Source organism: Pectobacterium peruviense, assembly GCF_002847345.1.
GTDB classification, from domain to species: domain Bacteria; phylum Pseudomonadota; class Gammaproteobacteria; order Enterobacterales; family Enterobacteriaceae; genus Pectobacterium; species Pectobacterium peruviense.
The window spans coordinates 19,101-31,377 of record NZ_LXFV01000003.1; the positions used below are offsets into that span (position 1 = coordinate 19,101).

A 12,277-nucleotide genomic window follows, 5' to 3' on the forward strand; every position below is an offset into this window, starting at 1 on the left:
TTTCCCTGTTTTCTCTCATTCCCTGTTACTGCTGGACAGCGGCAGAAGGTGTCATTTGTGCTTGGTTCGCAGCACGACGCGGCTGCAATTCGTTCAGAATGTCGCGTGCAGGCCCAAAACGCTGTTGCTTACCCTGATTGAGAACCAGAATTTTATGCGCCAGCGTGGTTAATGCAGGGCGATGCGTAATCAGCACCACCGTCGCCCCCCGCTTTTGAAGGTGTGAGATCGCCTGCGCCAGCGCAATTTCGCCTTCGTTGTCGAGGCTGGAATTTGGCTCATCGAGTACTAGCAGGCAGGGATCGCCATACACTGCACGCGCCAGTCCGATACGCTGCCGTTGCCCGCCCGATAGCCCGTTGCCGTCAGCACCGAGAGGAGTGTCATATCCCTGTGGTTGGCTAAGAATCATCTCGTGGACGCCAGCCAGCTTCGCTGCCGCGACGATCTTTTCCGCGTCATGATCGCCAAAACGGGAAATATTTTCCGCCAGCGTGCCTTTAAAGAGCTGAACATCCTGCGGCAGGTAACCCATTGCTGGGCCAAATGCTGTTTTATCTACCTGGTTGAGATCGGCACCATCCAATCGAACTTTGCCACGCGTCGGTGTTTGCGTCGCAACCAGTAAACGTGCCAATGTCGATTTGCCTGAACCCGATGCGCCCAGAATTGCCAGCGTTTCCCCCGCCTGAAGCGAGAAATGGATATCCTGCAATCGTGACGCCCCTTGCGGAGTCTGTAATAACACATTCTCGACGCTGAGCTGCCCCACTGGCGCAGGTAACGTCATCGTCTCGGTTCTAGGCGGATAAGCCGTCATAATTCGATTCAGTCGATACCAGGCTTGCCGTGCACTGCTCAACGGTTTCCAAATACCAATAAGCTGATCGATAGGGCTCAGCACGCGTCCAACAAGAATTGACCCCGCAATCATCATTCCCGGCGTAATTTCGCCCTTAATCGCAAGCATCGCTCCCACACCGAGCATTAGTGATTGCAGAAAAATGCGGGAATGTTTTGACGCGGCCCCGACAACCGCAGCCCGTTCGCTGGCCAGATTTTGCAGAGTAATGAAGCGATAGTGTTGCCCTAGCCAACGGCGACGTAAATGAGTCAACATTCCCATCGATTCAATCACCTCAGCATTACGCAGTTGCGTATCCGCAAGATGGGTCGCCTGTAACGCCTCGTGGCTCGCCTTTTCTAAGGTCGACGTGGTGAGATACTGATTCAGCCAGGCCAACAGCACCAGCACCACCGTTCCCCCCAATGCCAGTAAACCGAGAACCGGATGGATCAGGAACAACACTAATAAAAAGAAGGGGAACCAGGGGATATCGAAGAAGGCAAACAGTGAGTTGCCCGTAATAAACTGCCGCAGTTGCGTGAGATCGTTCAGTGCCTGACCCGCTTTTGCCTCACCTGCTTCCAGATTGCGTTCAAACGCGGCATTGAAGACCTGTTGATTCAGCTGTAGATCGATTCGCGTACCGAGCCGAACGACAACCAGACTCCGCACCCATTCAAGCGCCGCCATGAATATCCCCAACCCGGCAATCAGCAAGGTGAGCATTAGCAATGTCGTGCCATTGCCCGAAGCCAGTACGCGATCGTAAACCTGAAGCATGTAAATAGAAGGCGACAACATCAGTAGATTAACGATGGCGCTGAAAATCCCAATGCTCCAGAAGCTGCGCCGGAAAGGACGCAGTATACTCAACAACGAACGTTCCTTATTTGATAGTTGACTCACTGCGTTTGCCTCTCCTGTCAGGGCTGCTTATGCAACGTACGTGTACTGCCATCAGGCAATATCAGCGTATAGCCCTCTTTTTCCTTGCTAAAAAACGCCACAGACTGGCCCTGTTCTTTCGTTAGAGTGATACCGTCCGGCGTCGGCCGCCAGCCCGCGGGGGCATCGGATAGCAGCGCTTTTAAACACTGCGCATCACCGTCAAGACGCCAGGTGTTATCCACTAACGGCGTGTTGTGCAGAACAATCTCACAGTGTTGTTCCCCACCACGCAATTGCCATACGCCGCTTAGCTCACTTGCTGAAGGCAACTTCAAACTACTCGCCATACATCCTCCGCTTATTGCACTTAACAGCGCCGCGATGATTAATTTTTTCATAGTGGCCCCAAGTCGATAACAGAAAAGGACGGGGCTTCCCCCCGTCCTTGCTACATCACACGATAAAATCGGTTGCCGCAGAAGGCTGACCAACAATATGTACAACAAAGTCTGGCGTGGTCTGACCCGCAAAATTCAGCCACAGATCGGTGGTATTGCTCTCTGCATTCCAGTTAAGCAGCGCTTCATTACCGAGTCCGGTGAAATTGTTGACGAACTGCAAATCACCTTTTTGATTCAACGCTGACAGATCGATTTTGTCGATGCCACGTTGGAAATCCGTGATGGTGTCATAGCCGTTCTTATAGGAAGAATCGCTCGCGCTGGCATAGACAAAAATATCTTTGCCCGCGCCGCCCGTCAGCGTATCTGCACCGCCGCCGCCGTAAATAACGTCATCGCCTGCACCACCGTTCAGAATATTATTTGCGTCGTTGCCGATAATAATATCGTTGCCGGAGCCGCCAATGGCGTTTTCGATGGTGACACCGTGGGCGATAGAGACGTTACCTTTCAGGCCGCCAACATCAGAGAACCCGCCTTCATTCAGGTTGATACGCTGATCGTTTCTGTAACCAGAGAAATCAAACGTATCGTTACCACCTGCATCCCAAACGGAGAAAATCAGTTTTTGGCTATTGCTGGTGGTGGTATAGAAATCACGCCCCGTATTGGAGTTGAAGCCGTATACCGTATCACCCGTACGCGTGTTCATGTTTGCGCCGTACAGATACTGAATTGCCGTGATGTCATCAATCAGCGGACCCGCAGCATAGTGCCCCTGGAAATCGCCCCCAGTGTTTTGCTCACTCCAGTAGCTCATCAGGCTGAACTGGCGCGTATCTTCCGCATAGGTCACATCGCGGTAGGTCGGGTTGCCTTCGCCCGCATTGTAAGAACCCGGGTGATTCAGGCCCAGCGCATGACCGATTTCATGCGTCAGCGTCTGCTTGCCATATTCCGTTGCTGGGTTACGCACCGTGTCGGCGTTGTAGTTAAACCAAGCGCTGCCCGCCGCTGAGTGGTTACCCGGCATATAAGCGTAAGCCTGAGTATCGTAGTCCATCCGACCACTTGAATCACGGGTATAGTTACCAAACGTGATGGTGGCTTTTTGGGTAGGGCTAACCTGAGTAAACGTGAGATTGGCAACATCTGACCACGATTGTAGAGACAGTTTGGCTTGTTGCTCTTGGGCTGCGCTGAATTTCACAAAGCCCTGATCGCCAGAAGGGATAGACTTCACATTCTGTAAGAACGAATAGGTCAAATTAGCGGATTTACCGAATACATTCGTTCCATTCCACGTCAAGCCGTCACGAACAATTTCCTTCGCGGCAAGATCGCTGGTGTACGAGGGTTTGCCATTAAGCTGTCCATCGCCACGGGAATGATAATTATACAGATCGTACACATCGCTATACCCCGTACCCGCTGCATTCAATGCAGATGCTGAGGTATCGTCATCTCGTAAAGCCATCTTTTCTTCTCCATAAGTCTGATCGGGATGATCAGAATCCTAAATCCCTTCATGCAATATATATTGCATACGCCGCGAACTAATCGTCTCCTGGCGAGATACAATTTACCCAAAAATATTTATATCCAAAAAACGCATATAAATAAAAATTATCTCTATAAGGAAATAATTAAGAAAAAACGCCAATTATTTTCGTTATTATCAAATGATAAATAATAAAGTTCGATGACTAATTTTTATTATTGATATGGACAGTAAAAGGTGCGAATGCCAAACAGCATTCATTTTTGAAAAGGAAGGAATTTTTATTAATTGTATTAATTCTCATCATGCTACCTGTCCTTGATTGATAAAATCCAGCCGCATAATGACATAGTTTGTCACACGTATTAACGGCATCCTTGCTGTTCCGAGACAAATCTAACAAATAAGAATAAAAAAATATAGCGCTAAATAGGGACTAATTACCCTCTTATTCGACGAACAGATATAGAGGAATTTGTTATGGCATATCCCGTTGTTCAATCGGGAAGACGGGTAGCGCCGCCAGCAGTTGTGCGCCATAGCCTTTGGTTAGCAGCCGCCTGTCGTAAATGACAATTTCACCAAAACAGCCATGGCTACGAATAAGGCGTCCAACCTGTTGGATAAGGTTAAACGAGGCGCTAGGCAAACTTTGTACGATAAATGGATGCCGTTTGAGGCTTTTTAACCACTCGCCTTCCGTCAAAATCACCGGGCTGTCGATGGGCGGAAACGCTATTTTGTGAATATGCACCTGAGAAAGCAGCTCACCTTTCAGATCCAGCCCTTCCGCAAAGGACTGTAAGCCAATCAGTACGCTGGTCTGGCCTTCTTGTACCCGCTGACGATGTAATTCGACCAGCCTGTAGCGTGGTTTATCTCCCTGAACCAGCAGCATCAGGCGTAAATCAGTCACCTGCGTCAGAAAGAGTTGCATGGCACGCTGGCTGGCAAACAGCATCAACATACCTTTGTGCTTATCCTGCTGTAATTCTGCACGGAAAAATTGCGCCATCTCGGCAATATGCTGCGCCTCAGACTCCATCAGAGGTTCATGACGCATTTTAGGAATAACCAGACGCCCTTGTTCACGATGATTGAACGGTGAATCCAGTGCGATAAACGTGTCCCCTTCCTGCTCACTCAGACCGGAAAGCTCCTGTATGCGTGCAAAACTGTTCAGCGAGCGCAACGTTGCCGAGGTCACCACAACGTGCGATACCTTACCCCACAGTAACCTTTCAAGCTGATCGCAGACGCGAATTCCCGCGCAGTGCAGGTGGAGATGCGGCTGGTTATCACGCATTTCCCGTGTGATCCATTTGGAAACTGGCGCGTTCGAGGATTTTTCCATCGCCGCCAGCCGCCACAGCTTGCTCATAGATTCCAGGTAGCTCTGCTGGCGGCTCATTTTCAGCAATGCGTGATAAACCCGCACCACATCATGCTTCCCCGTTTTCTCGCTGAGATCGTTAAGCATGTACTCCACCAGCGCCCGCAGCGTGTCGGTCAGTTTGAACAATCGCACGCAGAGTTCGCGCATTTCATCCGGCATTTTCCCCATCGCAAAACGGTACTCGGTTTCCTGTCCGTCATGCGGAAGAAACAGCCCACACATTTGCGAGAAAGACAGCGCGCACTCGCGGATCTCCTCACAATGGCTGGTTAACCGTTCGCTGTTGGCCAGTCGCGGCGGTGATTTAGGGGCAAACTGCGCCATACACTGCCCGATGAGCTGCACCAGCTGCTCCAGTTGCGACATCATATAGGCCGGATGAATATCACCAGACATCTCCAGCGTATCGCGGGCAACGTCGGGAATGTGGTGCCCTTCATCGAGCACCAGCAGTAAATTCTTGGGGGGAGGAAGTACCGACTCACTTTCCATCGCCGCCATCACCAACGCATGGTTAGTGACGACAACGTCGGCCTGCTCGATCTCACGCCGCGCGAGGAAGAACGGACACTCGCGGTAATAATGGCAGTTGTGCGCAAGGCAGTTTGCTTTGTCCGTACTCAGTTTTTGCCACAGGCTATCGGCTATCGAATCCTGATAATGGTCGCGCAGCCCGTCCCAGGCGTGACCTTGCAGAGCTTTTTCGAGTTTTACACAAACGCGTTCTTCTTCCTTACTAGCAGACAGCCGTTCATCATCCAGAAAGAGCGGCAAATCCCCCTGTGCGTCGGGATCGGTTGCCAGCATCGCCAAATTACGTGGGCAAATATAACGACGACGACCAAATGCAGCGGTAAATTTCAGTTCGGGAATAAATTTCTGCAACAGAGGCAGGTCCTTGCTGTAAATCTGATCCTGCAACGCCACATTCGCAGTGCTCACCACTAACGTTTTATCCTCCGCACGCCCCACTGCAATACCCGGAATAAGGTAAGAAAGCGTTTTCCCGACGCCGGTTGGTGCTTCGATAGCCAGATGGCGCGGGTAATCACCCGCAAGCGTTTTCGCCACTTCGGCAATCATCTGTCGCTGGGGAACGCGGGAAATAAAATCCGGGATTTGCTCTTGCAGGGCCTTATACCATTGACCAATCTGCAATTTTATTGCGGGGGACAGCGTCATGCATACTCTGTATCTGTGTAATCTGGCCGCCATTGTCCCACAGACGCCCAACGACGTCAGCCGATATCACTGCACGATGATTCCACGCTCGACAATCTTCCACTCAGCGATTAGGGTAAAGCCCTGTTTTTGTCGCGAGCGGTAACCTATACCTTCGGGAAATTATGTCTTCGGTCCATGCCATTAACCAATCGTACTGGTTTTCGCCACGATTGCCGCACGTTGAAAGCCGCACCACGCGCAACAGCAGCCACGCCTATAAAACACACAGCCATGCGCAATTCTCAATTGGGGCGATCGAACACGGCGAGACGCTTTGCCATTACCGCAACGAAACGCATCACTTACAGGTTGGCGATCTCATCTTTATCGATCCCCAACAGCCGCACAGCTGTAACCCACTCCCAGGAAAAACGCGCAGTTATCACATGCTTTATCTGGATACCGCATGGTGTCTCGATCAGATCGCTACCCACTGCAATTATCAGACGGATAGCGTGCGTTGCAACCGTGTCGTCTTACGCGACCCCACTCTTTTTATGCGTTATCAGCATCTTATTGCCCTGCTGCATCGGGGAGAAATCACGTCGGCAGACAACCTGCTCAAAGCGATGCTGGCACCCATTTGGCAGCAGTATTGCCTGCCTGAGCCAGCATTACCCCATCAGGCGTTACAAACCACGACGCGTCACGTACGCGAGCGTTTGCTGAATAATCTGCAAGAATCGCCCTCGCTGGAAACGCTGGCGGATGAATTGAACCTACGACGTGAAACCATCGTGCGACAATTTCGTCACGATATCGGTATTACGCCGATGGCATTTCTTAATAACGCCCGTATTGAGTATGCCAAATTACTCATGAAGCAAGGCACGCCGCTGGTTGATACCAGCTACCAAAGCGGTTTCTGCGATCAAAGCCATTTCCACAAAACGTTTGTGCAATACACCTCCGCAACACCGGGTCAGTACGCACGATCAATATTTGACAATAAATAGCCGAACACCTTGTCTAGACTGGCTTCGATTACTTATCGAGGCCAGAAATATGATGTTTATCAATCCCCTTTTCTCCACCGACTCGCTCTTTCCTGCCCATTTTCCTGCTCTGGCACTGGCGCATTTTGTGGCGCTATTGAGCCCAGGTCCGGATTTCTTTCTGCTGACAGCCTACGCCATTCGCTACCGACTGCGCGGCAGCATGGGAATCTGTCTGGGCATCGCGTTGGGTAACGGCATATACATCCTGTTGGCAGCAATCGGCTGGGCAGGCATTCAGCACTCGCCGACGCTTTTTACCGCCATCGAGTTGGCCGGTGCGGCTTATCTGATCTGGATTGGCTATCAGTTACTGACAAGCCGCGCTATCCCATCGTTTCAGGCAGAACAGCACTCCGACAGTTGCCCAACGCTGCGTAAACAAATCCTGCTAGGGCTTGGTTCGTCGCTGTTGAATCCTAAAAACATGCTGTTCTATATCAGCCTGATGACCAGTATTCTTGGGTCACAGGTAACACCTACACAGCAATTTGTCAGCGGTGGATGGATGTTTTTTATCGTATTGGTGTGGGATCTGCTCATCGCTGCACTGATCGCTCGCCCGTTGATTCAACAGCGTTTAACGCGCTGGCTTAACCCGATTGAGCGCGGTGCTGGCGTCATTTTGCTCTTTTTCGGTCTGCTGCTTTTATTTCGGTAATGAGGTGTATTTAAAAAGTGAGGAGCGTTTCGGCCTTGTTTCATGGGCGGAAGGCTTTATAATTCGGGGCAATTAACAAAAGGATAACCTGATGACTCTTCAAAAAATCGGCATTATCAGTCTTTTTGCCCTGCTCGCCTTAGGTGGCATGTCCGGCATGATGTTGGTGGGTTACATTATTATCGAGCACGCAGGCTGAGGCTTTCTACCTACCTTTCCCTCCTACTGCATGCTGCATGAACAGTGCCGCACTGAAACGCGGCAATAAATGCGATCGTCAAGGCTAACGCGATTGCTCAGACTTGAACGCCTGCCAATACTCTGGAATACGGGAAAAAGTCAGTTGGAACCACGCGGTAAACTGCTCGGGCGTCGTCCTCATCCGCTGCGCAATATCGTCTATCGACTGGTATTGATAGCTCGACACTTCATCGGGATTGACCTGCGGAACGTCATCCGTCACGCCAAAATACACATGCCCCAATTCATGCTCAATCAACCCGTTATCCAGCGGCAAACGATAGGTCAGCGTAAACATCGGCATCAGCGCACAGCGTAACCCCATCTCTTCATACAAACGGCGGTGTGCCGCTTGTAGCGTCTCTTCACCGGGCGCGGGATGGCTGCAACAGGTGTTGCTCCATAAACCGCCGCTATGATATTTCTCTTCTGCCCGCTGCTGTAATAACAACTGCTGGCGAGAGTTAAAAACATAGACGGTAATCGCACGGTGCAACTCTCCTTTTACGTGCGCTTCCTGCTTTTCCATTACGCCCGTTGGCTTGTCATTTTCATCAACCAACACGACTTCAGTCAACGGCATACCTTCCTCCTGCAATACCCTGTTCTCCAGCAATCACCATTCGTGTTAATTCGCCGCTGGTGGTTCCCAGCGGCGAAACAAACATCATTATAACAGGGTGAAGCTGTCGCTTTTCACGCGCTGTGAATCCAGACCGATCATGACATCGAACTTACCAGGTTCTACCACCTGCTGCATCTGGGCATTGTAGAACTTGAGTGCATCCTGATCGAGCGTGAAGGTGACTGTGCGAGATTCTCCCGGTTGTAGCATCACTTTCTCAAAACCACGCAACTCTTTCAGCGGGCGACTGATGGAAGCCACTACATCGTGCAGATACAGCTGAACTACCGTTTCCCCAGCACGACTACCCGTATTTTTCACCGTTACGCTGGCATTGATCGTCCCGTTACGCTTCATCGTCTGGCTTGACAAACGCACATCGGACACGCTGAACGTGGTGTAGCTCAGACCATAACCGAACGGATAGAGTGGCCCGTTGGCTTCATCGTAGTAGTGGGACGTATATTTACCCGGGTTTTCCGGCGTGTAAGGACGGCCTGACGGCAGGTGATTGTAATAAATCGGGATCTGACCGACAGAACGCGGGAAGGACATCGGCAGCTTGCCAGACGGGTTATAGTCACCAAACAGTACATCGGCGATTGCATTACCACCTTCCGTGCCGCTGAACCAGGTTTCCAGTAACGCATCAGCCTGCTGATCTTCACGCACCAGCGCCAGAGGACGGCCGTTCATCAGCACCAGAACCAGCGGTTTACCCGTGGCTTTCAGCGCCGCGATCAGGTCACGCTGGCCTTGCGGCAGGTCGATATTCGAACGGCTGGACGCTTCATGCGCCATCCCCGCGGCTTCACCGACAACCGCGACCACCACATCCGCTTTCTTCGCGGCTTCTACGGCTTCATCGATCATCACCTGAGGTGGGCGTTTGTCCACCTGCACGGCATCTTCATACTGGTTCAGGAAATCGATAATGCCTTTGTGATTACTGACGTTGGCACCTTTGGCATAGAGAATAGTGGCTTTATCGCCGACCGCATTCTTCAGGCCCTGATAAACGGTAATCGTCTGTTTCGTGACTCCCGCTGCAGACCAACTGCCCATGGTATCGCGCTGGCTATCAGCCAATGGTCCCACGACGGCAATCGTGCCCTGCTTTTTCAGCGGCAGCGTTTGTAGGCGGTTTTTCAACAGCACCAGACTTTTACGCGCAACATCACGCGCATCTAAACGGTGTAAGCGGCTTTCCGCATTGGTATCCACCGGATCGGAACTCGCGACGCCCAGATGACGATACGGATCTTCAAACAGTCCCATATCATATTTCACGTTCAGCACCTGACGGCAGGCATCATCGATTTCCTGCACGCTCACCGCACCACTTTTCACCAGCTCTGGCAGATAGCGCACGAAATACTCGTCGCTCATGCTCATCCCGATACCGGATTTAAGCGCCAGACGTGATGCATCACGCGGGTCGCTGGCAACGCCGTGCTTAATCAGCTCTTTAATCGCGCCGTGATCGGTAATAGTGATGCCTTTGAAATTCCACTCATCGCGCAGAACGTCTTTCAGCAACCAACTGTTAGCGGTGGCTGGCGTACCATTGATGGAGTTCAGCGCGACCATCACGCCGCTGCTGCCAGCATCAATCGCTGCTTTGTAAGGCGGCATATAGTCCTGGAACATGCGCTGAGGGCTCATGTCCACCGTGTTATAGTCACGCCCGCCTTCCACCGCGCCGTAGAGTGCGTAGTGTTTTACGCTGGTCATCAGCGAGTGGCGTCCGGTTACGTCATCGCCCTGGAAGGATTTTACGACCACACCGGCAATTTTACTGGTCAGCCAGGTGTCTTCACCGAAGCCTTCCGAAACGCGGCCCCAGCGTGGATCGCGGGTAATATCCACCATCGGCGCCCAGGTCATATTCAGACCGTCTTCCGTCGCTTCATAAGCCGCCACGCGCGCGCTTTTCGCAATCGCACCCATATCCCAACTGGAGGCCAGTCCCAGCGCAATAGGGAAAATAGTACGTTGACCGTGCACCACATCGTAGGCGAAAAACAGAGGAATCTTCAGGCGGCTGAGCTGCATCACCTGATCCTGCATCGCACGAATATCCGGGCGGGTCACCGTATTAAAAATCGCACCAACCTGGCCGTTTTTAATCATTTCCCGAATGGCTTCTTTCGGGTTATCCGTCCCGACGCTGATTAATCTGAGCTGGCCAATCTTTTCTTCCAGCGTCATTTTCTTCAGCAGATCCGTGACAAATGCATCACGCTGCTGATGTGAAGGCGATATTGATGCCGGCACAGACGTCAATTCCTGCGCAAACGCCGGATTACAGGCAAGTCCAATTGCTATAGTCAGTGAAGTAAGCCATTTCATTCGTTATAAAGACCCAGTCAATCCAGGCATCAGAGCAGAACGAGGCGCTGAAGCACAAGACAGGTTGAAGATTCCGACGGTCACATCCCTTCTCTGACAAGGTAAAAAACACCTTTCCTGCCTTAAGCGAATAAGGCTTCCCGATAGTGGTTGCCGCACCGACGCACTCAAATGCACAGCGCGTAATATAGTGCATTTGTTGAGATTTCATTTAATAAAAACTGCAAGAATAATGCTAGACGATACGCATAATTCACATTCCCCGCTCTCCGTTTGCATAATAATCCTAGTAACAGAGCAATAAACTGCTGAACCGCTCGGCAAGCAGGATGATTTCTATCGCCTTTCGTGCTAATGCTAAAGCGTCGTTAACACACGGAGCCTCAGACATGTATCAGTTGTACATCGCCAATAAAAATTATTCGTCCTGGTCACTGCGCCCGTGGGTGCTGTTGAAAACACTGTCAATTCCTTTTGAAGAAAAGCAGGTTATTTTTTCGCCGGGCATGGCACAACCCGCATTCAAGGCCTTTTCGCCAACGGCAAAGGTTCCCTGTCTGATCGACGGCGAAACCACCGTTTGGGATTCACTGGCGATTACCGAATATCTGGCTGAGCAGCATCCCGGCATCTGGCCTGCCGATGCCAAAACCCGCGCCTGGGCACGCTGTGCCGCCGCCGAAATGCACTCAAGCTTTACCGCACTGCGCAATACCTGCGCCATGAGTTGCGGCGTGCGCGTCAAGTTGAACGAGATGTCTCCGGCTCTCAGCAGCGACATTGCCCGTATTAGTGAGTTGTGGCAGGAAGGATTAACACGATTTGGCGGGCCATTTTTGGCGGGGACACAGTTTTCGGCGGTAGACGCGTTTTTTGCACCCGTCGTCTTCCGTATCAAAACCTATCAGCTTTCCGTCTCACCGGAAGCTGCCGCTTACTGCGAACGCTTGCTGGCATTACCCGCGATGCAGCAATGGCTACAAGATGCATTAGCAGAAACCTGGCGTGAAGCGGCGCACGAGGAAGATGTGACAAATGCAGGTGAAGTGATAGAGGATTTTCGCGCTCACGCGTAATACCGATGCAGGCGGTGGCCTGTTCGGCCACCGTTAAAATATCCCCCACCCAAAGCAGTGGGAAGGGGATC

General features: G+C 51.5%; 10 protein-coding genes. 4 read left to right on the plus strand and 6 right to left on the minus strand.

All coding sequences use genetic code 11. The features are described 5' to 3' along the window. Window positions 1-25 precede the first annotated feature (25 nt). The 4 genes from A0G03_RS03430 to dinG form a co-directional block, all read right to left on the minus strand. The gene (locus A0G03_RS03430; protein WP_048260815.1) at window positions 26-1,753 is read right to left on the minus strand and encodes a type I secretion system permease/ATPase; all 1,728 of its coding nucleotides are present in this window, start codon (window positions 1,751-1,753) and stop codon (window positions 26-28) included. A gap of 17 nt (window positions 1,754-1,770) precedes the next feature. Further along, window positions 1,771-2,082, minus strand: a complete 312-nt coding sequence (locus A0G03_RS03435; protein ID WP_048260816.1) for a protease inhibitor Inh/omp19 family protein — start codon at window positions 2,080-2,082, stop codon at window positions 1,771-1,773. A gap of 106 nt (window positions 2,083-2,188) precedes the next feature. Continuing rightward, window positions 2,189-3,613, minus strand: coding sequence for a serralysin family metalloprotease (locus tag A0G03_RS03440; protein ID WP_048260818.1), 1,425 nt, complete (start codon window positions 3,611-3,613; stop codon window positions 2,189-2,191). 502 nt (window positions 3,614-4,115) lie between these two features. Next, window positions 4,116-6,215: an ATP-dependent DNA helicase DinG gene (gene dinG, locus A0G03_RS03445; RefSeq protein WP_048260820.1), complete on the minus strand. Its 2,100-nt coding sequence runs from the start codon at window positions 6,213-6,215 to the stop codon at window positions 4,116-4,118. A 164-nt stretch (window positions 6,216-6,379) separates the two neighbouring features. Between dinG and A0G03_RS03450 the strand changes: the two genes are divergently transcribed. From A0G03_RS03450 to A0G03_RS21935, 3 genes are all read left to right on the plus strand, one after another. Further along, entirely contained in the window at window positions 6,380-7,213 is an 834-nt protein-coding gene (locus tag A0G03_RS03450) for an AraC family transcriptional regulator (RefSeq protein ID WP_048260822.1), read from the plus strand. 52 nt (window positions 7,214-7,265) lie between these two features. After that, window positions 7,266-7,913: a LysE family translocator gene (locus A0G03_RS03455; protein WP_048260825.1), complete on the plus strand. Its 648-nt coding sequence runs from the start codon at window positions 7,266-7,268 to the stop codon at window positions 7,911-7,913. A gap of 91 nt (window positions 7,914-8,004) precedes the next feature. Further along, a complete protein-coding gene (locus A0G03_RS21935; RefSeq protein ID WP_039291214.1) occupies window positions 8,005-8,112 on the plus strand; it encodes a membrane protein in 108 nt (35 codons plus the stop codon). Window positions 8,113-8,196: 84 nt separating this feature from the next. Here the strand turns inward: A0G03_RS21935 and idi are convergent, their stop codons facing one another. Beyond that, a complete protein-coding gene (idi, locus tag A0G03_RS03460; RefSeq protein WP_048260828.1) occupies window positions 8,197-8,736 on the minus strand; it encodes an isopentenyl-diphosphate Delta-isomerase in 540 nt (179 codons plus the stop codon). An 87-nt stretch (window positions 8,737-8,823) separates the two neighbouring features. Then, complete coding sequence (gene bglX / locus A0G03_RS03465; RefSeq protein WP_048260830.1) at window positions 8,824-11,130, minus strand: beta-glucosidase BglX; 2,307 nt, start codon at window positions 11,128-11,130, stop codon at window positions 8,824-8,826. Between the two features lie 389 nt (window positions 11,131-11,519). Between bglX and A0G03_RS03470 the strand changes: the two genes are divergently transcribed. Next, complete coding sequence (locus tag A0G03_RS03470) at window positions 11,520-12,206, plus strand: glutathione S-transferase family protein (RefSeq protein ID WP_048260832.1); 687 nt, start codon at window positions 11,520-11,522, stop codon at window positions 12,204-12,206. Window positions 12,207-12,277 lie beyond the last annotated feature (71 nt).